The sequence below is a fragment of the Enterococcus florum genome, assembly GCF_004309355.1.
In the GTDB taxonomy this organism is placed as follows: Bacteria; Bacillota; Bacilli; order Lactobacillales; family Enterococcaceae; genus Enterococcus_A; species Enterococcus_A florum.
Map to the genome: position 1 here is coordinate 135467 of NZ_BJCC01000012.1, position 25613 is coordinate 161079.

At 43.2% G+C, this 25613-nt stretch carries 23 protein-coding genes; 21 read left to right on the forward strand and 2 right to left on the reverse strand.

All coding sequences use genetic code 11. From position 1 onward, the window contains the following. Nucleotides 1–14: 14 nt before the first annotated feature. The 9 genes from pyrR to pyrE all read left to right on the forward strand — a co-directional run bounded on the left by pyrR (nucleotide 15) and on the right by pyrE (nucleotide 10344). Entirely contained in the window at nucleotides 15–557 is a 543-nt protein-coding gene (gene pyrR, locus NRIC_RS07840) for a bifunctional pyr operon transcriptional regulator/uracil phosphoribosyltransferase PyrR (RefSeq protein ID WP_146622147.1), read from the forward strand. A gap of 150 nt (nucleotides 558–707) precedes the next feature. After that, nucleotides 708–1634 (forward strand): aspartate carbamoyltransferase catalytic subunit, encoded by a 927-nt coding sequence (locus NRIC_RS07845; RefSeq protein WP_146622148.1) that lies wholly within the window; start codon nucleotides 708–710, stop codon nucleotides 1632–1634. A 40-nt stretch (nucleotides 1635–1674) separates the two neighbouring features. Next, nucleotides 1675–2955: a dihydroorotase gene (gene pyrC, locus NRIC_RS07850; protein WP_146622149.1), complete on the forward strand. Its 1281-nt coding sequence runs from the start codon at nucleotides 1675–1677 to the stop codon at nucleotides 2953–2955. Nucleotides 2956–2959: 4 nt separating this feature from the next. Continuing rightward, nucleotides 2960–4039, forward strand: coding sequence for a carbamoyl phosphate synthase small subunit (locus NRIC_RS07855; protein WP_146622150.1), 1080 nt, complete (start codon nucleotides 2960–2962; stop codon nucleotides 4037–4039). Then, nucleotides 4040–7222, forward strand: coding sequence for a carbamoyl-phosphate synthase large subunit (gene carB, locus NRIC_RS07860; protein WP_146622151.1), 3183 nt, complete (start codon nucleotides 4040–4042; stop codon nucleotides 7220–7222). Between the two features lie 80 nt (nucleotides 7223–7302). Further along, on the forward strand, nucleotides 7303–8073 hold the full coding sequence (locus tag NRIC_RS07865; protein WP_146622152.1) for a dihydroorotate dehydrogenase electron transfer subunit: 771 nt from the start codon (nucleotides 7303–7305) through the stop codon (nucleotides 8071–8073). Next, on the forward strand, nucleotides 8073–8996 hold the full coding sequence (locus NRIC_RS07870; protein WP_146622153.1) for a dihydroorotate dehydrogenase: 924 nt from the start codon (nucleotides 8073–8075) through the stop codon (nucleotides 8994–8996). Before NRIC_RS07865 ends, NRIC_RS07870 begins: the two co-directional genes overlap by 1 nt. Further along, nucleotides 8996–9712 carry an orotidine-5'-phosphate decarboxylase gene (gene pyrF, locus NRIC_RS07875; protein WP_146622154.1) on the forward strand — a complete coding sequence of 239 codons (717 nt, stop codon included), beginning with the start codon at nucleotides 8996–8998 and terminating at the stop codon, nucleotides 9710–9712. Before NRIC_RS07870 ends, pyrF begins: the two co-directional genes overlap by 1 nt. Next, nucleotides 9709–10344, forward strand: coding sequence for an orotate phosphoribosyltransferase (gene pyrE, locus NRIC_RS07880; protein ID WP_146622155.1), 636 nt, complete (start codon nucleotides 9709–9711; stop codon nucleotides 10342–10344). The genes pyrF and pyrE overlap by 4 nt, the downstream gene beginning before the upstream one ends. Before the next feature lie 44 nt (nucleotides 10345–10388). Here the strand turns inward: pyrE and efbA are convergent, their stop codons facing one another. Further along, a complete protein-coding gene (gene efbA / locus NRIC_RS07885; protein WP_146622156.1) occupies nucleotides 10389–12092 on the reverse strand; it encodes a fibronectin-binding protein EfbA in 1704 nt (567 codons plus the stop codon). Between the two features lie 79 nt (nucleotides 12093–12171). Next, nucleotides 12172–13842, reverse strand: a complete 1671-nt coding sequence (locus NRIC_RS07890; RefSeq protein ID WP_146622157.1) for a phosphoenolpyruvate carboxykinase (ATP) — start codon at nucleotides 13840–13842, stop codon at nucleotides 12172–12174. A 166-nt stretch (nucleotides 13843–14008) separates the two neighbouring features. Here NRIC_RS07890 and NRIC_RS07895 point away from each other — a divergent pair, with 166 nt between their 5' ends. From NRIC_RS07895 to NRIC_RS07950, 12 genes are all read left to right on the forward strand, one after another. Continuing rightward, entirely contained in the window at nucleotides 14009–14590 is a 582-nt protein-coding gene (locus NRIC_RS07895) for a hypothetical protein (RefSeq protein ID WP_146622158.1), read from the forward strand. 332 nt (nucleotides 14591–14922) lie between these two features. Further along, complete coding sequence (gene trpX / locus NRIC_RS07900) at nucleotides 14923–15933, forward strand: tryptophan ABC transporter substrate-binding protein (RefSeq protein WP_146622159.1); 1011 nt, start codon at nucleotides 14923–14925, stop codon at nucleotides 15931–15933. Nucleotides 15934–15938: 5 nt separating this feature from the next. Continuing rightward, on the forward strand, nucleotides 15939–16814 hold the full coding sequence (locus NRIC_RS07905) for an ABC transporter permease (RefSeq protein WP_146622160.1): 876 nt from the start codon (nucleotides 15939–15941) through the stop codon (nucleotides 16812–16814). A 3-nt stretch (nucleotides 16815–16817) separates the two neighbouring features. Then, on the forward strand, nucleotides 16818–17591 hold the full coding sequence (locus NRIC_RS07910; protein ID WP_146622161.1) for an ABC transporter ATP-binding protein: 774 nt from the start codon (nucleotides 16818–16820) through the stop codon (nucleotides 17589–17591). Nucleotides 17592–17927: 336 nt separating this feature from the next. Further along, nucleotides 17928–19094 carry a chorismate synthase gene (gene aroC, locus NRIC_RS07915; protein ID WP_146622162.1) on the forward strand — a complete coding sequence of 389 codons (1167 nt, stop codon included), beginning with the start codon at nucleotides 17928–17930 and terminating at the stop codon, nucleotides 19092–19094. Nucleotides 19095–19108: 14 nt separating this feature from the next. Beyond that, a complete protein-coding gene (locus tag NRIC_RS07920; RefSeq protein WP_146622163.1) occupies nucleotides 19109–20191 on the forward strand; it encodes a prephenate dehydrogenase in 1083 nt (360 codons plus the stop codon). 3 nt (nucleotides 20192–20194) lie between these two features. Continuing rightward, nucleotides 20195–21475, forward strand: a complete 1281-nt coding sequence (gene aroA / locus NRIC_RS07925; RefSeq protein WP_146622164.1) for a 3-phosphoshikimate 1-carboxyvinyltransferase — start codon at nucleotides 20195–20197, stop codon at nucleotides 21473–21475. Nucleotides 21476–21477: 2 nt separating this feature from the next. Then, nucleotides 21478–21978 carry a shikimate kinase gene (locus NRIC_RS07930; protein WP_146622165.1) on the forward strand — a complete coding sequence of 167 codons (501 nt, stop codon included), beginning with the start codon at nucleotides 21478–21480 and terminating at the stop codon, nucleotides 21976–21978. Beyond that, nucleotides 21978–22817: a prephenate dehydratase gene (gene pheA, locus NRIC_RS07935; protein WP_146622166.1), complete on the forward strand. Its 840-nt coding sequence runs from the start codon at nucleotides 21978–21980 to the stop codon at nucleotides 22815–22817. The genes NRIC_RS07930 and pheA overlap by 1 nt, the downstream gene beginning before the upstream one ends. A 102-nt stretch (nucleotides 22818–22919) precedes the next feature. Then, the gene (locus NRIC_RS07940) at nucleotides 22920–24068 is read left to right on the forward strand and encodes an LCP family protein (RefSeq protein ID WP_146622167.1); all 1149 of its coding nucleotides are present in this window, start codon (nucleotides 22920–22922) and stop codon (nucleotides 24066–24068) included. A gap of 81 nt (nucleotides 24069–24149) precedes the next feature. Continuing rightward, a complete protein-coding gene (gene fakB, locus NRIC_RS07945) occupies nucleotides 24150–24998 on the forward strand; it encodes a DegV family protein (RefSeq protein WP_146622168.1) in 849 nt (282 codons plus the stop codon). A gap of 132 nt (nucleotides 24999–25130) precedes the next feature. Further along, nucleotides 25131–25610 (forward strand): DUF6530 family protein, encoded by a 480-nt coding sequence (locus NRIC_RS07950; protein ID WP_146622169.1) that lies wholly within the window; start codon nucleotides 25131–25133, stop codon nucleotides 25608–25610. The last annotated feature ends 3 nt before the right edge of the window (nucleotides 25611–25613 follow it).

The window sequence follows — 25613 nt, forward strand, 5'->3', positions numbered from 1 at the left end:
GAGGAGGAAGCAGGATGTACAAAAAGGAAGTTGTTGATGAGGTAACGATGAAACGAGCGTTGACTCGTATCACCTATGAAATCATTGAACGCAACAAGGGAGTTCAAGACATTGTGCTGGTAGGTATCAAAACTCGGGGAATCTTTATCGCGCAGCGTATTGCTGAACGTCTGAGACAATTGGAGCACATCGATATTCCAGTTGGAGAGTTGGACATTACCCTTTATCGCGACGATGTAAAAGAACAGGAAACAGCGGAGCCTGAGCTGCATTCTTCCGACATTCCCTTTGAAATCGCGGGTAAAGAAGTGATCTTGGTGGATGATGTGTTGTTCACCGGCCGGACGATTCGCGCGGCACTGGATGCGGTGATGGATTATGGTCGACCAAATCGAATTTCACTGGCAGTTTTAGTGGATCGCGGACATCGGGAGCTGCCGATTCGCGCAGATTATGTTGGAAAAAATATTCCAACAGCATTGACCGAAGAAATCATTGTTGAAATGGAAGAAATGGATGGACAGGATCGGATCTTGATCCAGAAAGAAGAGGCGTAAGCCAACTCGCCCATTTCCAGATATTCACCCCTATTAGAATAATCCTTGTCCCCGCTTCTTTGCCTACTAGTTGGTGGCTTAGTAACCGGGTCGGACATTTATATTTGATTTTGCCTAAAAGCATGCAGCGAAAAATAAGGAGGAAGAATCATGATCATCCAATCTGAAAAAATTAGTTTAAAGCATTTATTGACAGTCGAAGCCCTATCCGATCAAGAAGTGATGGGACTTATCAAACGGGGACAACAGTTTAAAAACGGGGCACAGTGGTCACCTGAGAAACCTCAGTATTTTGCAGCTAATTTGTTTTTTGAGAACAGCACCCGGACCCATAAAAGTTTTGAAGTTGCTGAGAAGAAAATGGGCTTGGATGTCATTGATTTTGACTCACGAACCAGCTCTGTGCAAAAAGGAGAAACTTTATACGATACCGTCTTGACCATGTCAGCAATTGGTGTAGATGTCTGTGTCATTCGTCACGGCGACGAAAATTATTACGATGAACTGATCCAAAGCCGGACTGTTCATTGTTCGATCATTAATGGCGGAGACGGCAGCGGACAGCATCCAACACAATGTTTGCTGGACTTAATGACCATCTACGAAGAATTTGGACATTTTGAAGGCTTAAAAGTCGCAATCGTTGGTGACATTACCCACTCGCGGGTAGCCAAATCGAACATGCAAATGCTGAATCGTTTGAGAGCGGAGGTTTATTTCTCTGGGCCTGAACAGTGGTATGATAAGAGTTTTGATGTATATGGCGAATATCGCCCATTGGACGAATTAGTAGAAATGGTTGACGTAGTCATGCTGCTTCGAGTGCAACATGAGCGTCATGACGGCAACGAAAGCTTCTCTAAGGAAGGATACCATCAAGAATACGGCTTGACAATTGAACGGGCAAAACGTATGAAGGAAAAAGCGATCATCATGCACCCGGCTCCAGTCAACCGCGACGTGGAAATTGCCGATTCACTAGTAGAAAGCTATCAATCACGGATCGTTGAGCAAATGAGCAACGGTGTGTTCGTACGGATGGCGATTTTAGAAGCGATTTTGAATGGTGTAGCTTAGTTAAGGATAAAACTTAATAGAATATAGGGGGATACGGATTATGAAGGTATTAATTAAAAACGGTAAGATTGCTGGCAAAGGCAATCAATTAATAGATGCAGATGTTTGGTTGGAAGATGGAATTATCGCCGGAATCGGCAAATCATTTGCGAACTTAGACTTTGATCAAATTTACGACGCAAAAGGCCAACTAATAACACCAGGTTTAGTGGATGTTCACGTACATTTGAGAGAACCCGGCTTTACCTACAAAGAAACCATCAAAACAGGTAGCCAAGCAGCAGCTCGCGGCGGCTTTACAACCGTTTGTGCAATGCCAAATCTTGATCCTACTCCCGATACAGTGGAAAAATTTAACCAGGTCCTTGATATTATTAAACGAGATGCAGTTGTTAAAGTACTGCAATATGCGCCAATCACTGAAAATCTGCGCAGCGATGTACTGACAGATCAAGCTGGATTAAAAGCGGCAGGAGCTTTTGCCTTCACTAACGATGGAGTTGGCGTGCAAACAGCTGGAACCATGTACTTAGCAATGCAGGAAGCAGCGAAACAAGGAATGGCCTTGGTCGCTCATACTGAAGATGATTCACTACTATTCGGCGGCGTGATGCATAAAGGCGAAGTCAGTGAAAAACTTAATTTGCCGGGAATTATGAGCGCAACGGAGTCTTCGCAAATCGCTCGCGACGTTATTTTAGCCGAAGAAACAGGCGCACATTACCATGTTTGCCACGTATCAACCAAAGAAAGTGTCCGGGTCATCCGTGATGCGAAAAAAGCGGGCGTCCATGTCACTGCTGAAGTTTCTCCACACCACTTGATTCTAATAGACGAAGATATTCCAGAGGATAACGGGTTTTGGAAAATGAACCCGCCATTACGCGGAAAGGAAGATCGTGATGCTCTAATTGAAGGCTTGATGGATGGAACAATCGATTGTATCGCTACAGACCATGCGCCCCATGGCTTGGAAGAAAAAGATCAAACGTTCTTGAAGGCACCATTTGGGATCGTGGGCAGCGAGACAGCTTTCCAACTAATCTACACCCATTTTGTGGAAACGGGCCGCTTTACTTTAGAACAAGTCATCGACTGGATGGCGGTAAAGCCGGCGGAAATTTTCGGCTTGAATGCTGGCGCATTGACTATCGGCGCACCGGCTGATATCGCAGTATTTGATTTGGAAACAGAAGAAAAAATTGATGATCAGCAATTTGCTTCAATGGGTGTAAATACACCGTTCGTAGGCTGGCCTGTCAAGGGCAACACGATGTTCACTTTTGTGGACGGGAAACTGGTGTATAACAAGGAGGATTAATAAGTTGAAGAGACTGCTAATTTTAGAAGACGGCACAGTATTTGAAGGGGAAGCCTTCGGTGCTGAAGCCAATGTGTTTGGTGAAATCGTATTTACTACCAGTATGACTGGTTACCAAGAAACCATTACGGATCAAAGCTTTAACGGGCAGATCATCACCTTTACTTATCCAATGGTGGGAAATTACGGAATTAACCGTGACGACTACGAATCCATTGCTCCGACTTGCAAAGGGGTCGTTGTGAAGGAACATGCGCGTCGTGCCAGCAACTGGCGCAACCAAATGACCTTAGACGAATTTTTGAAGCGCAAAGGAATTCCAGGGATTGCAGGAATTGATACGCGTGCTTTAACCAAAAAATTACGTAACCACGGAACGATGAAGGCCAGCATGGTTGACGCGGGTGATCAATTTGATCATGCGTTTGATCAATTGAAGGCCACCGTATTGCCAACTAATCAGGTGCATCAAGTTTCAACGGTAACTCCTTACCCAAGCCCTGGTGTTGGCCGGAATGTCGTAGTGATCGACTTTGGTCTGAAACACAGTATTTTACGGGAATTGTCTCGCCGGGAATGTAATCTAACCGTGATGCCTTACAACACGGATGCAAAAACGATTTTGGATTTGGCTCCCGATGGTGTGATGTTGACCAATGGACCAGGAGATCCAAAAGACGTGCCAGAAGCCATTGAAATGATTCAAAAAATTCAAGGCAAGGTGCCGATCTTCGGTATTTGCTTAGGCCATCAATTGTTCTCATTAGCCAATGGTGCCGATACGTATAAAATGAAATTCGGTCACCGTGGCTTAAACCACCCGGTAAGAGAAATTGCGACAGGCCGAATTGACTTTACGTCGCAAAACCACGGCTTTGCGGTAGACGAAGCAACCATTGATTCAACAAAATTAATGGTGACGCATGTGGAAGTCAACGACGGTACGATTGAAGGGGTAAGACATCGTCATTACCCAGCCTTCAGTGTGCAATTCCACCCGGATGCAGCACCCGGACCACATGATGCACTACATTTATTCGATGAATTTATGGAAATGATGGATGCATGGAAGGAGCAAGCATAAATGCCAAAACGCACAGATATTAAGAAAATCATGGTTATCGGTTCTGGACCGATTGTCATTGGACAAGCAGCCGAATTTGACTATGCCGGCACGCAAGCTTGCTTAGCTCTAAAAGAAGAAGGCTACGAGGTTGTCTTGGTGAACTCCAACCCGGCAACAATTATGACGGATAAGGAAATTGCAGATTCAGTGTACATCGAACCAATTACGCTTGAATTTGTTTCTCGTATTCTGCGTAAAGAATTACCCGAAGCGATTTTACCAACTCTTGGTGGACAAACTGGTCTGAACATGGCGATGGAGCTGGCTGCTTCTGGCATCTTAGAGGAATTGAACATCGAGTTGTTAGGTACGAAGCTTTCGGCGATTGACCAAGCGGAAGACCGTGATTTGTTTAAACAGTTGATGGAGGAATTAGCTCAGCCGATTCCTGAATCAGAAATTGTAAATACCGTAGAAGAAGCAGTCGCTTTTGCTAACACAATCGGCTACCCAATTATTGTTCGTCCAGCCTTTACCTTAGGCGGAACCGGCGGCGGGATGTGTGACAACGAGGAAGAACTGCGCGTGATCGCTGAAAACGGCTTGAAGCTGTCCCCAGCCACTCAATGTTTAATTGAAAAATCCATCGCCGGCTATAAGGAGATCGAGTACGAAGTGATGCGAGACTCTGCTGACAATGCGATTGTAGTATGTAACATGGAAAACTTTGACCCGGTCGGTGTTCATACTGGCGATTCGATCGTCTTTGCACCAAGTCAAACGATGTCTGATTATGAATACCAAATGCTGCGGGATGCTTCACTATCGATCATCCGGGCATTGAAAATAGAGGGCGGCTGTAACGTGCAGCTGGCTTTGGACCCTCACAGCTTTAATTACTATGTGATCGAAGTGAATCCGCGGGTTTCGCGTTCATCCGCTTTGGCAAGTAAAGCAACCGGGTATCCAATTGCGAAGCTAGCAGCGAAAATCGCAGTTGGCTTAACCTTAGACGAAATGAAGAACCCTGTTACTGGAACCACTTATGCGGAATTTGAACCGGCTTTAGACTATGTGGTTGCTAAAATCCCTCGCTGGCCCTTCGACAAATTCGAATCAGGTGAACGGGTATTAGGCACACAAATGAAGGCGACCGGAGAAGTCATGGCAATTGGTCGTAACATTGAAGAATCTTTGTTAAAAGCCGTTCGCTCGCTGGAAATTGGCACGTACCATGTAGAAATCGCTGAATTCAGCGAAGTGACTGATGAACTGCTAACTGAAAAAATTGTCAAAGCGCAAGATGACCGTTTGTTCTATTTAGCGGAAGCTTTGCGCCGCGGCTACAGTATTGAAGAGTTAAGTGAATTAACTAAGATTGATTTATTCTTTTTAGATAAATTATTGCACATCGTTGAACTGGAAAATGAATTGGCTCAACATGTAAAAGATACCGCTGTACTGAAAAAAGCGAAGCAAAATGGTTTTGCGGACAAGAAGATTGCCGGACTTTGGTCAATGACTGAAAAGGAAGTCAGCGACCTTAGACACGAGGAGAAAATTTTACCAGTTTACAAAATGGTGGATACCTGTGCAGCGGAGTTCGAGTCGCAAACACCATATTTCTACAGCACCTATGAATTTGAAAATGAAAGCATTCGTTCAGATAAAGAGTCAGTATTGGTACTGGGTTCTGGTCCTATCCGGATCGGTCAAGGAGTAGAGTTTGACTACGCAACTGTTCACTCGGTGAAAGCGATCCAATCAGCAGGTTATGAAGCAATTATTATGAACAGTAATCCGGAAACTGTATCGACGGATTTCTCAGTTTCTGATAAGCTTTACTTTGAACCATTAACCTTAGAAGATGTGATGAACGTCGTTGAACTAGAGCAGCCAATTGGCGTGATTGTACAATTCGGTGGTCAAACTGCCATTAATTTAGCTGAGCCTTTAGTCAAAAACGGCGTGAAAATTTTAGGGACCAGTATTGAAGATTTGGACCGGGCAGAAGACCGCGACCAATTTGAACAGGTTCTGAAGAAATTAAGTATTCCACAGCCAGTCGGCGACACTGCTACCAGCAGTGAAGAAGCTGTTGTTATCGCTGACCGAATCGGTTATCCGGTATTGGTTCGTCCAAGTTATGTATTGGGTGGACGGGCAATGGAAATCGTTGAGAACCAAGCAGACTTGGAAGACTATATGGCAAATGCTGTGAAAGCTTCACCAGAGCATCCGGTCTTAGTCGATCGTTACATGGTAGGCAAAGAGTGTGAAGTAGATGCGATCTGCGATGGCAAAACTGTCCTGATTCCAGGAATTATGGAACACATCGAACGAGCTGGGGTTCACTCAGGCGACTCGATGGCAGTCTACCCACCACAAACCTTCTCACCAGAAATTATTGCAACCATTGAAGACTACACCCGCAAGCTGGCTTTAGGTATGAACTGTATCGGTATGATGAACATTCAGTTCGTTATCCATGAAGAACAGGTTTATGTCATTGAAGTGAATCCGCGGGCGAGCCGGACGGTGCCTTTCTTGAGTAAAATTACCAACATTCCGATGGCACAAATTGCTACTAAAGCAATCCTGGACAGTACTTTGGAGGAGCTAGGCTACAAAGACGGCCTGTATCCTGAAAGCAAATTGGTTCATATTAAAGCACCCGTCTTCAGTTTTACCAAATTGCAAAAGGTCGATACTTACTTAGGGCCTGAAATGAAATCAACCGGTGAAGTGATGGGCTCAGATCGCAGCTTAGAAAAAGCGTTGTATAAAGCTTTTGAGGCAGCGGGCTTACATCTGCCAGATTATGGTGCAGTTCTGTTCACTGTTGCGGATGAAAATAAAGAAGAAGCATTAGATTTGGCGAAACGCTTTACAGATGTTGGCTATAGCTTAATTGCTACAGCAGGTACTGCTAAGTATTTTGAACAAAATGGCTTAACTGCTAAAACTATTGCGAAAATCTCTGAGTCCTCAGAAGACAACGTAGTGGAAATGATCCGTCACGGAGATGCACAGGTTGTGATCAATACCATGGATAAAAACCGTCAGAATACATCTGAAGATGGCTTCATTATCCGTCGTGAAGCAGTTGAACACGGCGTACCATTGTTCACCTCACTAGATACCGCAAATGCGATCTTGCGAGTAATGGAATCACGGGCATTCTCGATTCACGAAATTTAAGCGAGACGCGTAGTAATACTATCAATCATCGATTTTCGGCTTCGCAAAGCTTTGCGAAGCCTTTCTTAAAGGAGGCCATTATGAAACAAGAAATGATGACGATTGTCCGTCAGCAACAGCTGGCACCACGAATTTACGAAATGGTTTTAACTGGCAAGCTGGTGGAACATATGAAAAGACCCGGTCAGTTTATCCATCTTCGGGTTCCGCGGGCTGATTTGTTGCTGCGTCGACCAATTAGTATCAACCAAATTGATCAAGATCAAGCAACCTGTACGATTATTTATCGGATTGAAGGGGACGGTACCAAGGTTTTTGCAGAGCTTGAAGCAGGCGACAAATTGGATGTCATGGGTCCTTTAGGAAACGGCTTCGATTTGTCTGGACTGAGTCAAGGCGATAAAGCTTTTATCGTTGGTGGCGGCATTGGTGTCCCTCCATTGTATGAATTATCAAAACAGCTGAAACATCAAGGTGTAGAAGTGGTTCATTTCTTGGGCTTTGCTTCAAAAGAACACGTTTATTACGCAGAAGAGTTTCAAGCTTTAGGCGATACCCGCTTTTCAACCGATGATGGCAGCTTTGGCCTACAGGGAAATGTTGGTAATTTATTATTGGCTACCGAAGCAAAACCAACCGCTGTTTTTGCTTGCGGAAACAATGGCCTGCTGAAAACTGTCGAACAGCTTTACGGTGAAGTTGAAAATGTGCAATTGTCTCTGGAATCACGGATGGCTTGCGGCATGGGTGCTTGCTATGCCTGCGTCTGTCATGTGGCTGACGATCCAAGCAAAAGTGTGAAGGTCTGTGATGACGGACCAGTATTTCAAGCAGGGGAGGTTATCTTTTAATGAATCCATTAGCCGTGAAATTACCAGGCTTAGATTTGAAAAATCCAATTATGCCAGCGAGTGGCTGCTTTGGATTTGGCAAAGAATATGCCGATTATTACGACTTGAATCAGCTGGGATCAATCATGATCAAAGCAACAACACCACAGTCTCGTTATGGAAATGAAACTCCGCGAGTAGCAGAAACGCCAAGCGGCATGCTGAATGCGATCGGTTTGCAAAACCCTGGGTTGGATACTGTGATGACAGAAATTTTACCTTCTTTAGAAAAGTTTGATCAGCTGCCGATTATCGCCAACGTAGCTGGTGCTTGTGAAGAGGACTATATCGAAGTCTGTGCCAAAATTGGGGATGCCCCGAATGTGAAAGCCATAGAGCTAAACATTTCATGCCCGAATGTGAAGCATGGCGGGATTGCTTTTGGGACTGATCCAGAGGTCGCTTATCGCTTAACCAAAGCCGTTAAGGAAGTTGCCAGCGTACCAGTCTACGTGAAGCTGAGTCCAAACGTAACCGATATTGTACCAATTGCTAAAGCGATTGATGAAGGCGGTGCAGACGGGTTTACTATGATCAACACGCTGTTAGGAATGCGGATTGATTTGAAGACTCGCCAGCCGATTTTGGCTAACCAGACGGGTGGTCTGTCAGGTCCAGCGATTAAACCAGTCGCAATTCGCCTGATTCATCAAGTCGCAGGTGTCAGCGATCTGCCGATTATCGGCATGGGCGGCGTACAAACCGTCGATGATGTGTTGGAAATGTTTATGGCAGGTGCCAGCGCAGTTGCAGTAGGCACCGCTAACTTTACTGATCCATACATTTGCCCGAAGCTGATTGATGCCTTACCAGCGAAAATGGCCGAGTTAGGCATTGATTCACTGGAAGAATTACGTAAAGAAGTGAAGGAGGCTAGAAGATAATGGAAAAGCGACCAGTTATTGCACTTGATTTCTCTTCAAAAGAAGCAATCAAGACCTTTTTAGCTCAGTTTCCAGCGGAAGAAAAACTGTTTGTAAAAATTGGCATGGAGCTTTTTTATCAGGAAGGTCCCAGTATTGTTCATGAGCTGACCGCTAATGGACATGACGTATTTCTTGATCTGAAGCTGCATGACATTCCGAATACAGTCAAAAAAGCGATGAAGGGTCTAGCGAAATTAGGTGTTCGTATGACCAACGTTCACGCAGCCGGCGGAGTAGAAATGATGAAGGCCGCTAAAGAAGGCTTGACTGAAGGAACAGCACAAGGAAAAGCAGTGCCGGATCTGATTGCAGTTACTCAGCTAACTTCGACCAGTGAAGAGCAGATGCACCGCGATCAGCTGATTCAAGTACCATTAAAGGAAAGTGTCGTCCATTATGCTAAGTGTGCTCAAGAAGCTGGCTTGGATGGTGTAGTTTGCTCAGCATTAGAAGTGGAAATGATCCACGAAGCGACTAATGACGGCTTTATCTGTCTAACACCAGGAATTCGTCCGAAAGGTGCTAGTGTCGGCGACCAAAAACGAGTGATGGACCCGCAGCAAGCGCGGGAAATCGGTTCGAATTATATTGTGGTGGGACGTCCGATTACGCAATCGGAAACACCTTACGGAAGCTATCTTCAAATCAAAAAAGAATGGAACGGTGAAGAATGAGAACAGTTGCAGAAAACATCGCAAAAGATTTATTAAAAATTGAAGCAGTCTTTTTAAGTCCTGATGAGCCTTTCACTTGGGCCAGCGGAATCAAATCACCGATTTATTGTGATAACCGAATTACGATGAGTTATCCAGAAGTTCGTCGTGAAATTGCTAAGGGATTGGCTGAAGAAATCAAAGCGAACTATCCAGACGCAGAAGTAATTGCTGGAACTGCTACAGCAGGGATTCCTCATGCTGCTTGGGTTGCAGAATTATTGGACTTGCCAATGGTTTACATTCGCAGCAAAGCTAAAGACCACGGAAAAGGCAACCAAATCGAAGGACGCATTGCTGAAGGTCAAAAGATGGTGGTCATCGAAGACTTAATCTCCACCGGCGGCAGTGTGCTGGAAGCAGCGGAAGCAGCAAAAAGAGAAGGTGCAGACGTTTTAGGTGTTGCAGCAATCTTTACCTATGAGTTAGACAAAGGCGTTGAAAAGTTCAAAGCGGCTGAAATGCCATTACTAACGTTGACCAACTACTCAACTCTGATCGAGATCGCTTTAAAAGAAGACTACATCAACGAAGAACAATTAAACTTGTTGAAAAAATGGCGAAAAGATCCTGAACACTGGTTAGCCGATTAAAAAGAAACCCTGTCGAGAATCCTTTTATCTCGGCAGGATTTCTTTTATTTTGAGTTGTTTTTCCTTAATCGTTCAATCGTTTGTTCCTCAGGAGTAACAAACAGTGTTTGCTGGTTTTCGTAAATCACAAATCCTGGCTTTGCACCATTAGGTTTATGAACATGCTTCACGGCAACATAATCAACTGGAACCTGAGCCGAATGGCGATATTTCGAATAATAGGCTGCTAACTCTGCCGCTTCCAGCAGCGTCTGATCGGACGGGTTCTCAGATTTAATGATTACATGGGAACCAGGAATGTTTTTTGCATGCAGCCAAATGTCTGTTTTGCGCGATTTTTTTAGAGTCAGCTGGTCATTTTGCAAATTGTTTTTGCCGACTAAAATAGTTGTTCCATCTGTAGATACAAACGTTTCTGGCTGAGAAGGCTTCTGGTTTCTCGTTTTTTTAGTATTTTTTTTCTTCAAATATCCGCTGGCAATCAGTTCTTCTTTGATAACCTCTATATCCATAGGTCCAGCGATCTCCAATTGAGAGAGAACGGAGTTTAGATACTCGATCTCATCTTTGGCTTCAGCGATTTGCTGGTGGATCAACTTCACGGCATTCTTCAACTTTTGATACTTTTGAAAATACTTTTGAGCGTTTTGGTTTGGCGTAAGATCCGGTCGGAGTTTGATCGTGATCAGTTGATTGTTCTCATAATAGTTTTCCAACTCAACACGCTCAGCACCGCGAGGGACCTGTGCCATAAACGTCGTCAGCAATTCGCCATCCCGTCGATACTCCTCGGCATTTTCAGAATCTGCCAAGGTTTTTTCCCGCTTTGCCAATTTGCTTTGATTCCGCTTGATCTCGTTTTCGACTTTGCGGATCAATTCATTTCCCAGCTGTTTCACGCGATCCTTCTCCGCTTTTTCGCCGAAGTAGGCATCCAGCAACAAGCTTAACGTTTCAAATGATTGAGTTTGTTCAAAGGTTTCAAAAGCGATGGGTGCAAAGAACTCCTTGTCGCTCATTTTTCCTAATGTCGGTTGTGGATCCTCTATCACTTGCTGCCAGAAGCCGTTCCATACCTGCATTTTTTGATTAAGGTCCCGATTCAAGCGATGGGCCAGCTCATCTGCGGTATCTCGGCCTAACCCTTGAAATGTTTGCTGTAAATACTTCCCATTCAAAACTTCTGCAGTTGAAAGCAGGTGAAACACCGTTTCCTTTTCTGCTGTAAAAGGATTCAATAGATTCTGTTTTGGCGGTTCAATGTACTCATTTCCAGGAAGAATCGTTCGATACGTGTTTTGCGAATGGCCCACGTGTTTGATCGCATCGAGAATTTTTCCAGTTTGGTGATTCATCAAGATAATCGTTGAGTGACGTCCCATTAATTCCACCACCAAGACGATGTTTTGCGCGTCGCCTAGTTCATCTCTTCTACTGAAAATAAACTGGATCACACGATCATTTTCAATTTGTTTTATTTCCTCCAACAAGGTACCTTCAAGATGTTTTCTCAGCATCATTGCAAAGCTTGGCGGTATTTCTGGATTTTGATAACCGATTTCTGTCAGTTGGATCCGTGCATAGCTTGGATGTGCCGAAAGCAGAAGACGGTGGTTCTTGCCTCGGGCTCGAATCACTAAAATAATTTCATTTTCATAAGGTTGATGGATTTTGGAAACACGACCAGAGAGCAGCGTTTCTCGTAACTCCTTCACCATTTCATGGGTAAAAACTCCGTCAAAAGACATGTTTAGCCCTCATTTCTGTTCAGAATATCTCTATTATAAACAAAAAAGAGTCAGTGACCAAGAAAGTCACTGACAAAAATTAGTTAATTAGGGATTCTTTATAGGTATGGAGATCATCCAGCATCCTCAGCAACAGACGCTCTGCATTGTTTGGTAACCGATCATATCCATTGTTGACGTGTTTTCGAGATTGAACGAAGGCTAAACGAGTTTCGATTCGTTTCATCAATTTCGTAATATAAGCCAAATCAGTAAAGTCTGGAAGCAGCCCCTCGATCGGCAAGTAGGTCATTTCTTTCAACGGACCGAATGTCTGACACTCCACATTTTTTTCTACGATTTTTTCAATACTGGTCAAGGTATGGCTTGGTGTCACTTTTTTACCTTGGAAAAAGCCGGTATTCAACAAGTAGCAATCCGTCTGCTGGTTTTTGAACAGCTCAAGAAAATCTTTGTAGTCCTCAGCTAGCGGGTAGCAGCGGAAAGGATTGGCGAACGGCTCAATGACCAATTTATCTTTAGAAGAATCACCGATCACATTTTCTGCGGTCGAACGTTTTGTTGCTAGTGTGGCACCTAAAACAGCTGCCAGCTCTGGATCGTTGACCTTGATAACTGGCGGGAAACTATCGTCTTTCATGATCCAAAAAACAGCATCGACTTTTTCTACTAAGTGATCCACTCGATTCTTCGTGACATAGCGGCTCTTGATGCTGCGGCCATTTCCATTTCGCACATCCTCGGTTAACAATACTCTCTGGTTGTGATTATCCAGCGTTACACCTACGTTTTGTGCAGTCACGATGTATTTGACCTGATCGCTTACTAACGGATAATCTTGGGTTTTATCAAAATAGGCAGGCTCCAACGCAGTAGAAGAACCTTTATTCTTACAGATGACAAAGGCATCATCGTGCAGTACATTGATCATGTGCTGGTTGTTATGGCTAGCTAAGGTAATCGTTGACTTTCCTGATCCCGAAAGTCCAAAAGCTGCCATTGTATATTTATGTTCTGGAAGTACATATTGCTTCATTCCGCCGTGGCAGGCGATAAAGCCATTTCGATGCGCACAAGCCCATGCCAAGGTCAATGTTGCTTTTTTTAATTCTCCAAAATACCTTAATCCCAGTACAGCGGCACAATTATGCAGATGGTCGATCACAACCAAACCATCTGGAAAATCTGGATGAGACCAGTCTGGATCACAGAAAAGGTAAAGGTCTCCTTCAGGAATCTCTTTTGATGCTGCATAGAAAAAAGTATGGTCATTGGCAATTTGAAAATTTAATAAGTACGTATACAAGTTGCTGCTGTATTCCTGCGGCAGCATCAAATGTGCCTGCATCGTGAATTCTGGAGCCAATCCAACAAAAATCGAGCCTTTATAAAACTGCTTTCGTCCCGAGGTGAACACAGCCTCCTGTAAAATTTTGCAATACTTAGCTTCGTCTACGCCATCCTGTCCAATGATCCTCCGGGCCGCGGCGGTTCGACCAACAACTGCACCGTCATTATTGACGAGTATTTTCGCATCCTCTGGCAATCCCAGCTCCTCAGTATGAGAGACGGGTAAATCCGTTACAATCGTTCCAGGTGCATTCTTTGCTAAGGTATAAGCTGTTTCTAACGATGTTACCTTTGTCACATTGTTGCCATAAAATGCTGTTTCAATAACGGCGCGTATAGCAGAAAAACAGGCGTTGTCTTTGTTGATACTTTCGCGTTTGAAATGTTGAATGCTGCTCATTTGAATTCCTCCCTGCAAAACAATATATTATTATAGTATCATTAAAATAAAGCGCTAACAATTCTTAAGTGAAGAAAAGCCGATATCGTTATTCACTTTATTTTGCTACAATTGTTCTAGCTATATGAATCGTTACCGTCTATAATACTGAATGGAGGCGTGATGGATGAATGATCTGTTGACAAAACTAAAGACAAAAATACAGACGATTTGGCAGCTCTTTTTAGACGTCGTTACAGAAAATGAACGCAAGTCCTTAATGATTGCAGCAAGTTTAGTCTTTTTTTCACTGCTATTTTCGATTACTACCTATTTCGCGCAACAATCGATTCGACAAAGCGAATTAGAGCAGACCGTTTTTGCTGCCATTGAATCGGATCACATTCTGCCTTTAGAATATGGAAAATCAGACCGCATAATTAATGATACACCTGCCATTTCTGTCATGTTCAGTCAACCGAATGGGGATTCATATCAAAATGTGATGAAGATTCTGACAACACCAGAACAAGAAGATGAACTAAATCGCATGTTTTACTATTATCCAATCGTTTATGACAGCAGCAAAATAGCGCAAAAATATCAGATTGATCCCACAAAGGTAACATTCATTTTTTTCCAAAAGGGTAAGGAGAAAAAACGCTTTGTTTTAGAGGATCTACGTGACCTTAATAACGAATTTATTCCCGAATTGAATCGTTTGCCAATGTGGCGTTTGCAAGAAAACGGTGAGAATGATTCAGAATGATTCATTTTATTTTAATAAATCATATTGACAGTCTTTGTTTTTTTAGATAGACTGTTCTCAACATCAAAAAAGGAGTGGCATTCATGAATCAACATTACTTGTCTAATCAATTGAATAGCTGGCAAAACTGGCGTAGATAAGTTGTATTTGTGAATTACACTTCATAGATACAACGTTTAGACTGTCTCTAAATTTTGTATCTATGCTGGTTACTTAAATGTGTCATTTCCCGCATAGATGAGTATCTATGCGGTTTTTGTTTTTTTGGCAACTACCGCTCATTTTTAGAGGTAGTTGTCTTTTTTAATACAAAAATCAAGGAGGATATTAATATGAAAAATAAAGGGATTATCGGTTCAATCATCGCAATTGCAATTGTACTAATCGGAGTTTTTGCTTATCAAATGGGGTCAAGACAATCAACGGCGACTACTTCAGAAGAGGAAGTACAGACCGTCGGAATTTTGCAGTTTATCAGTCATCCGTCGATGGACCAGATCAAAGATGGTGTCGTCGAGGGATTGAAACAAGAAGGCTATGAGGATGGCAAAAATATCAAGATCGAATTTTTAAATGGTCAAGGAGACCAAAGCAAATTAAATACGATGACGCAGCAACTATTGGATAAAAAAGCAGATGTACTAGTAGGTGTAGCGACTCCAGCAGCTAAAGCACTGGCTAATGGTACTAAAGAGATTCCAGTAATCATGGGAGCGATCAGCGACCCTGTCGGCTCTGGATTGGTCAAAAGTTTGGAGGATCCTGGTGGGAATGTCACAGGGGTCAATAATCAAGCGCCTGTAAACCAGCAATTCGACTTGATCAAAGAATTGTTCCCGGAAGCAAAAACGATTGCTTTTCTGTACTCATCTTCTGAAGAGAATTCCAAGGCTCAGATCGACAATGCTGAAAAACGAGCTCAAGAGGAAGGCTACGAGACAAAACGTTATGCACTGCCATCAACAAACGAAATGGCTAGGATCGCACAAGCCGCTTCTGCAGAAAATGATCTAATCTATGTACCTCAGGACAATATTATTGCCAGTTCGTTCCAAACAGTCATTAATGAGTCTGACAAAAACAATACACCAGTGTTTGTTTCGGTTGACAACATGGTCGCAGAAGGCGGAATTGCCACGATCGGTCAGAATCAATTTGAATTAGGAGTTGAAACAGGAAAAATGGCGGCAGATGTTTTAAGTGGAAAATCTACCCCGCAAAACACGCCAGTCAACGTTGTCGATTATGGGGAAATGATCATCAATGAGAAAAAAGCAGCGCAATTGGGAGTTACGATCCCTGAAAGCGTAAAAGCAGAAGCGCAGTTAATCGAAGGGGAGTAGGCAAAATGGTAATTTCAGCGATTGGACAAGGGTTTTTATGGGGAATTTTAGGATTGGGAATTTTTATGACTTATCGAATCTTAAACTTTCCCGATATGACAACGGAAGGCTCGTTTCCGCTAGGTGGAGCAGTGTGCGTGACAGCGATAACGAATGGCATTCATCCTTTGCTGGCAACTTTGTTAGGAGTGGTTGCGGGGATGTGTGCTGGGTTTATTACCGGAATGCTCTACACTAAGGGCAAGATACCAGTCATCTTAGCCGGAATATTGGTTATGTCAGGTTTGAATTCGGTGATGCTGTTTATCATGCAGACACCAAACTTATCCTTATTGGGCCAACCGAAGATCCAAGATTTTTTTACCCGACTTCATTTGCCGGATCATTATGATATCGTCATCTTAGGATTGATTGCTGTAAGTATCATCATTGCTGTCTTACTGTTCTTCTTTTTTACAGATTTCGGACAAGCCTATATTGCGACCGGAGACAATGAAACGATGGCACGTTCGATCGGCATCAACACCAATCGCATGAAGGTAATCGGGCTGACTCTTTCAAACGGCGTGATCGCCTTGTCTGGCGCTTTGATTGCTCAAAACGATGGCTACGCAGATATTGGAAAAGGAATCGGCGTGATCGTGATTGGTCTGGCGTCGATCATTATTGGAGAAGTGTTGTATGGCGAATTAACGTTTGGAGAGCGATTGATTGCTGTGGTATTGGGAAGTGTCATCTATCAATTGTTGATTCTCTTGATCATCAAATTGGGATTGGACACAACTTATTTGAAGATTTTCTCATCGATCATCTTGGCCATCTGCTTGATGATCCCACGTTTGAAAGAATCGTTGAATTTAAAAACCGGGTTGGAGGAGTAGCTCATGAATGCTTTGGAAATCAAACAAGCCAGCAAAACGATCCGCAATGGCATCAAAGATCAGCGCCAAATTTTGCGTTCCGTTGACTTAATAATCAAACCAGGAGAATTTGTGACGGTTTTAGGTGGAAATGGTGCCGGAAAAAGTACTTTGTTCAACAGCATTTCAGGCTCGCTGCAATTAGACGGGGGAAGCATCAAAGTAATGGATCATGAGTTGACCAAACTGCCTGAAGAAAAACGCGCCAGTTACATCGCTCGTGTATTTCAAGACCCTAAAATGGGTACCGCACCGCGACTAACGGTTGCCGAGAATCTAGGGCTTGCTGAAAAGCGTGGTCAAAAACGCCCGTTGAGGCCGCGAAATTTATCGAAAAAAAGAGAGCATTATGAAGCCTTATGTGCTCAAATCGGCAATGGCTTAGAAAATCATTTGGATAGTCCTACTGGGTTTCTTTCAGGTGGTCAGCGCCAGGCACTGAGTTTGCTGATGGCTACTTTAACGAAACCGGATCTGTTACTGTTGGATGAACATACAGCCGCATTGGATCCTAAAACAGCGAAACAATTAATGGCATTTACTGATCAAATCATTAAAGAAGAACAGTTGACTTGCTTGATGGTTACTCACAAAATGGAGGATGCCTTGAAATATGGCGATCGCGTGATCGTTATGCAAAAAGGACAAATCGTCAAAGATTTGCGAGGTCAGGAAAAAGCTGATCTCTCATTAACGGATCTCTTCCTATTTTTCGAAGAAGATATAGAGAATGAATAAAAAGTCGAAAAAAATTTGACAATTAAAAAAAACACATCTATACTTAATGCAATCTTAACTCGGTTTGGAGCGTTTTAAATGATAACAGCAACTCTTCCAAAACTGAATATGTATTACTTTAGCTATTTTAGATAGTTTGTATTCATGATCAATCATGGGTACAGACGATGCATGTTTGTATCTATGATGGCTAAGGCGTATTAAGAAAGTCTTGCAGCCGCATAGATGAAAATCTATAGTGGCTTTTTTCTTTTTTACTTAGTGAAAGCTTATTATAGATTTTCTATAGTAAGCTTTTTTCGTGCTAAAATTTATAAATCAGAAGGGAAGAATCACATGCGTTATTTAACAGCAGGGGAATCACATGGCCCAGAATTAACTGCGATTATTGAAGGGATTCCAGCAGGGTTAGATCTCTCCGTTGAAAAAATCAATCAAGAACTTAAAAAGCGTCAAGGTGGATATGGCCGAGGCGGCAGAATGAAGATTGAAAAGGATCAAGTCCGTATCACATCAGGTGTTCGGCACGGCAAGACCTTGGGCTCGCCGATTACCATGGTCGTTGAAAACAAGGACTGGAAAAATTGGAAGACCGTGATGTCGGTAGAAGAAGTACCCGAAAAAGATCAACTATTGAGGCGAGTTTCTAAACCTCGTCCTGGCCATGCAGATTTAGTTGGTGGGATGAAATACCAGCATGCTGACTTGAGGAACATTTTAGAGCGCTCCTCGGCACGTGAGACAACCGTGCGAGTAGCGATCGGTGCATTGGCAAAACAAGTGCTATCCGCTGTAGGGATCGATATTGCCAGCCATGTTGTTTTATTGGGTGGAATCAAGGCGCAGATTCCAGAAAATCTCTCAGTTGCCGAAATCCGTCAAACCACAGAAGCTTCTGAAGTTTATACTGTTGATCCATCAATTGAAGAAGAAATGAAGCAGCTGATCGATCAAACAAAGAAGGATGGAGATACATTAGGTGGAATCGTTGAAGTCCGCTTAGAAAATGTTCCACCTGGTCTTGGCAGCTATGTTCAATGGGATCGCAAGTTGGATGGCAAATTGGCGCAAGCCATTTTAAGCATTAACGCCTTTAAAGGTGTGGAGTTTGGCCTTGGATTTGAAGCTGCCAATCAGCCTGGCTCAAACGTGATGGATGAAATCATCTGGGAGGAAGCGGAAGGTTATTCGCGAACCTCTAATCGATTGGGCGGCTTCGAAGGTGGGATGACGAATGGAGAACAGTTGATCATTCGTGGTGTAATGAAGCCTATTCCTACGTTATACAAACCTCTGATGAGTGTGGATACGGACACAAAAGAACCTTACAAAGCCAGTGTCGAACGCTCTGACAGTACGGCGGTTCCAGCTGCTGCGGTAGTTGCTGAAAATGTTGCCGCTACTGTCATTGCAGCAGAGCTGTTAGAGCAATTTCACTCCGATACAATGGACGAGCTGATTGCTGAACTAAACAAATACAGACAGCGAATCAAGCAATTCTAGCAGGGAGTTAAAGAATGAGTAAAAAAGTTTTTGTAATTGGCCTCGGTTTGATCGGTGCTTCGTTATGTCAAAACCTTAAACAAACCAATAACATTGTCTATGGATGGGATCATTCACCAGAAAGCTGTGTTTATGCCAAAGAAACGGGTATCATTGATGAGATCGCAAATGGTTTGGAAACTGCCTGCGAAATGGATGTGATTATCTTAGCAGTCCCTGTTCAAGTGGCGCTAACCTACTTAAAGCAATTGGCAGAACTTTCTTTAAAGAATTCGGTGGTGGTGACAGATGTCGGCAGCACAAAATCAAAGGTCATGGAAGTCGCAAAAGAACTGCCATTTACTTTCATCGGAGGTCATCCAATGGCTGGATCTCACAAATCGGGCGTACGAGCGGTCAATCCACTTTTATTTGAAGAAGCGTATTATATTCTCACCCCTTTAGAGGACGAGCAAAGCGCGCTAGAGGAGCTTATTGCATTGCTGGCTCCAACAAAGGCTAAGTTTGTGGTGATCGATCCTAAAGGCCATGATCAAATGGTTGGTGTCCTCAGTCATTTGCCGCATATCGTTGCCTCAGGATTGGTGGAAATGAGTGATGACTTAAGTCAAAAGCATCCCCGCGCCAATCAGCTAGCGGCCGGAGGATTTCGCGACATCACAAGGATTGCTTCTTCTGACCCGCAAATGTGGACTGATATTTTGATTACGAATCGTGAGATCTTGCTGCAATTGATTCAGGAATGGCAAAAAAAAATGAGCACCATTTTTCACAAGATCGATCAACAAGATCATCAAGGTATTTTTGATTTTTTTGCTCAGGCAAAGGAATCCCGAGATCTTTTGCCTCCGCAAGCAAGGGGAGCGATTCCCGCTTTCTACGATCTGTTAGTCGATATCCCGGATATCGCCGGGGCAGTAGCGAAGGTGACAACTGTACTAAGCCAGCATCACCTATCGATCATTAATCTAAAGATTCAAGAAACGCGTGAAGATATTTATGGTGTATTAGAATTATCCTTTAAAAATCAACAGGATTTGCTAAAAGGAAAAGAATTAATTGAAAATGAACATTTTATTTGTCGGATAAGGAGCTAATAAATGAGATTATTATCGAAATCAAAAGGACTGCAAGGAGAACTGACAGTTCCTGCGGACAAATCTATTTCCCACCGCAGCATCATGTTTGGCGCAATCAGTCATGGTACAACGACTGTTTACAATTTTTTGAAAGCAGAAGATTGTTTAAGCACCATCGAGGTATTCAAAAAACTAGGTGTGAAAATCGAAGAGCAGGATGGTGTTTTTCACATCGAGGGAAAGGGATTTGAAGGGCTCCAGGCGCCTAAGGAAGTGCTGGATGTAGGAAATTCTGGCACCACGATCCGTTTGGTCTCTGGAATACTTGCAGGCCGACCTTTCAAAACGGTCCTCTCTGGAGATGCTTCGTTGAACAAGCGTCCAATGAATCGTGTCATGCTTCCATTGATCGAGATGGGGGCAAAGGCTTCAGGTCACGAAGGAACAGAATACCCGCCGATCACAATCGAGGGCGGAGAGCTTTCTGCTATTTCTTATCAGATGCCGGTTGCCAGTGCTCAGGTAAAGTCCGCACTGCTGTTCGCAGCTTTGCAAGCAGATGGTGAAAGTACCATTTTAGAAAAAGAACATTCGCGAAACCATACAGAAGAAATGATCCGTCAGTTTGGAGGAGTGATCTCTGTTGAAGGAAAGAAAATCACCCTCAAAGGAAACCAGCAGTTGACAGCACAGAAGGTGCATGTTCCCGGAGATATTTCATCCGCCGCATTCTTTCTAGTTGCCGCAAGTCTCGTTCCCAACAGTTCGGTCCTTCTTAAACATGTTGGTATCAATCCGACGCGTACAGGTATCTTAGAAGTTTTAAAAGCTATGGGGGCTAAAATAGAGCTAGTGGATCAGGATCAAACCAATCAGGCTGCAGATTTGAAAATCGATTCTGCTTTTCTGACCAGCTGCGAAATTGGCGGTGAGATCATTCCGCGATTGATCGATGAACTGCCGATATTGGCTTTGGCGGCTACTCAGGCGCAAGGGACAACGGTCATAAATGATGCTGAGGAGTTAAAAGTCAAAGAAACCAACCGTATCGATGCTACAGCAAAAGAATTAAACAAAATGGGGGCCCATATCATTCCTACTGAAGATGGAATGATTATTCACGGCCCAACTCCGTTGCATGGTGCAGAGGTAAACAGCCACGGAGATCATCGAATTGGTATGATGCTGCAGGTAGCTGCACTTTTGACGGAGGAACCAGTAACGTTAGCACGACCAGAAGCGGTTAATATTTCATATCCTGCATTTTTCGAGGATATCAAACAATTATCGAAGGGGGAATAGGAATGGATTCGATCGTTTTAATTGGGTTTATGGGAGCTGGAAAAACAACGATCAGCAAGGAGTTGGCATCCACGATCGACTACCATCGAGTAGACATGGACGATGTGTTGGTTGAACGAATCGGACCGATCAATCGTTATTTTGAAGAACATGGTGAAGCCTCGTTTAGACAACACGAAACAAAGCTGTTGAAGGAAGCTGTTGAGCAATCATCAGTGATCGCCACAGGTGGAGGAGTGATCCTTCAAAAAGAAAACCAAAACGTCCTAGCAAATAAGATGGTCATTTACTTGAAGGCAGATCCTGAAGTCTTGATCGAACGAATTAGAAATGATAAACAAAACATTCGTCCTAATGCCGCCAATAAAAATGATGGTGAGATTAAAAAACTGTTTTTCTCACGCGAAAAACTGTACGAAAAACTAGCAAAAGTCACTGTCGATACATCGTATAAAACGCCCCAAGAGATCGTTCAAGAGATCTTGGAAAAGGTAGGCCTATAATGGATATTGGCTATTTAGGTCCTAAGGGCTCATTCACTCACGCAGCAGCTAAGGCTTTTTTCCAAACTGAAACACTGACAAGTTATCCAACCTTGATTCAACTAATTGATGCTCGCGTAGCAGGTCAGATCGACTATGCTGTAGTACCCGTTGAAAATACGATTGAAGGCTCTGTCTTGCAGACCATCGATGGTATCTATCAAAATCTACCGACGATCCAAGGAGAAATTACGTTGAAGATCGAGCAGCAGCTGATGGTTCGCCCAGAGTATGCCGAGCGTTGGAAGGAAGCAGAGCTGGTCTGCAGTCATCCCCAAGCTCTGGCACAATGTCAAACTTTTATTCGGGAATACTTTCCAGCAGCTGAAATCGAACAAATGGCCTCAACCACATTAGGTGCCAAAAGGGTAGCAGAGACTCCGCAGAAAATCATTGCTTCGATCGGCTCTTGTACGGCCGCTAGAGAGTTTGATTTGACTATCGTCAAGCGAAATATTCAATCGGTGGAAAACAACGAAACTCGTTTTTGGCTGCTGGGAGATCAACCAGTCGAAAGTCAGTTGAATTTTCAACGCCAAAAGGCCACTTTGCTGGTTGATCTGCCGTTTGACCGACCGGGTGCTTTGTATCATCTGCTGGCTCTATTTGCGGAAGCAAAGATCAATTTGACCAAAATTGAATCACGCCCGCAAAAAACACAACTAGGCGAATATTTCTTTATCATCGATCTGGAAGTGCCAAAAGATCTGCAAACATTGGATCGAGTGATCCATTTGCTTAGTCAACAAGAATTTCCAGTAAAATTTGTTGGAAACTATCCCACTTATCGAAAACCTTGACGAACTACGTTAAGGTTTTCTTATTTTTTTCAAGAAAACTGAGACAAATCATCTGCCTTTTGCTATTTTGATACTATCATATGTAAATAAAGAGGTGGATCCATGAGCCGAGTAGATCGATACAAAAAAGTTCATGACGAAAGCCGAAACAGTGAACGGAAAGCGTCGCTGGTTCGAAGAGAAAGAAAAAAAAAGCCGAACCCAACTGAAACAAATGACCAGTATCGTCATCATACGAATGACGAGTTGTATGACGACTATGATGCATGGGAGAACAAGAAAACCAAACGCCGCTTTTCTTTTCCTAGTTTCAGACGAAAGAAATCATTCAACAATTTTGAAAAAAAGCAAAAGCCGAAAAAGAAAAGAAAAATCAGAAAGATTCTTTTATCCCTACTGCTCTTATTGATTGGTTTTTTTATCGTTTCATTTATTGCCGGCAATGTGATGGCCCGGTTTGATTCTTCTATTCCCAAACTAGAGGAACAAGAGTTTAATGGCACCTCATCTGCGGATGGAACAAACAATATTCTCTTACTCGGCAGCGATACCAGAGATAATGTATCCGGCCGTGCAGATTCCATTATGATTTTGCAAGTTGATGGGCGTGGAAAGCCGAAGTTGGTTTCATTTATGCGCGATATGTATGTCAATGTTCCTGGTGTGGGTGAAAACAAATTAAATGCCGCTTATGCTTATGGCGGTGCTGATTTGGTTCGTCAAACCTTGAAGGAAAACTTCGGTGTTGATTGCCGCTATTATGCAATGGTAGATTTCCAATCCTTTGAAAAGGGGATTGATGCTTTATTCCCGAGCGGTGTTCCAATTGATGCCGAAAAAGATATGAGCGCTTATATTGATGAACCAATCAGTCAAGGGCCTCAAAGGATGAATGGACACACCCTACTGAATTATGCCCGCTTCAGAATGGATGAGGAAGGCGATTTTGGCCGAGTACGCAGACAGCAGCAAGTCATGCAGACTGTTTTTGGTCAGCTTAAAAATCCGTTCGTTTTGCTAAGAGGACCGTATACCGCCGGAAAAATGTTCGGGTATCTCTCAACCGACATGAGCAATGGCTGGGTTGCGTTGAATACCTTCAATTTTGCTAAAGCTGCTATGGGGATCGAGCGCATGACACTGCCAGTCGATGGCTCATGGAGTTACGGAGATACCTATAATGCAGGAAGTGTTCTGAATGTTGATTTCGCTCAGAATTCACAGGCCGTCCAAGGCTTTTTGGCCAAATAGGTAAAGTTTAAATTCCATTGACTCTCTGAATATGCTATATTTTATATATTGCAAATTTCGATTAAAAGTGAGGAAGCTACTATGAAATTAGCGATCGTGACTGATAGCTCTGCCTATCTAAATGAACGCATCAAAAATCATCGCGATTTATTTATCATCCCCATTCCTGTAATAATAGACGGCAAACCCTTTGAAGAGGGAGTGGACATCCACGAAGACGAGTTTTATCGTCTATTGAATCAAAGTGAAGAGTTTCCAACGACCTCTCAACCTGTTCTCGGTGAAGTGCTGACAATGTATCAGGACATTCGAGCGCAAGGCTATGACACCATTTTGAGCATCCATCTTTCAGAGGGCATCTCTGGTTTTGTTCGTACCCTTCATTCCATCAAGGATGAAATTGATGGCTTGACGATCGTTCCTTATGACTCGACTATTACCAGCGTCCCAATGGGATATATGGTAGAAAAAGCATTAGAGTTGTCCGACCAGGGAAAAGGTCTACCTGAAGTGATTGCTGGAGTAGATGCTGTACGAGACACTACTCATGCATACATCATTGTTGACGATCTGAACAATCTGGTCCGTGGTGGAAGATTAACAAACGGTGCTGCAATCATCGGCGGCTTATTGAAAATCAAACCGATTTTGACTTTTTCTGAAGGAAAGATCGTCCTGTCCGAAAAAATCCGTTCTTTAAAAAAAGCGCTCCAGCGAACGGAAGAAATCATCATGGAACATCAGAACAGCAGTCAGAAAGAATTGCGTTTATACGTCATTCATGCGAACAATCCTGAATTGGCGCAGACTGAATATGAAAAGCTGCGCGGGTTGTATCCTACTTCAGTTATTGAGATCGGCAGCTTTGGTCCTGTGATCGGGACACATTTAGGAGACAAGGCCATTGCAATCGGCGTTGCCGGAAAATAAATCTATAAAACCGTCAAGCTCTCGACTTGATGGTTTTTTTATTTGTAAAATACTGGCGTCTACGCTATCATTTGTCTAGTCATTTACTAATTTAGTAAATTAATTGAGTCAACATGAAAAGAGGCCGAAAACATGAAAATACCGACAAATTTAAAACACAAACCTGTCTTTTTAGTGGAGGATTATGACAAAATAGACGGGCACAATGCTTGGCAAAGCGATGCTAAGGGGTTGACCCTGGGTTTGGCGCAGTGGAATGACCGAGGAAAAGTAGATATCTCTGGAAAGGTTTGGCGTCACACTGGAGAAAAATGGTCCCGTCAATCTGAAGAATTACCGATCACTCGCATTTTGGATCTGGCGATTTTGGTCGCACAATCCAGCCTTTATTTACAGGATGCTTACAGATATGAGAAGTTTTACGATCCCGAAAATCCCGAAATCGACATTATTGGGTTGCAGGGTGGTCGGATGACGGTCAAAGTTGATACGGAGAATCCAAAAATCGATGAAGATATCTTATTGTTTTACGATACAATGAACAAAGATGGCGAACTGATCGGTGAGCGTTTCCGAACCTTGAAACGGTTGCTGACGGACCTTGGATATTAAAAA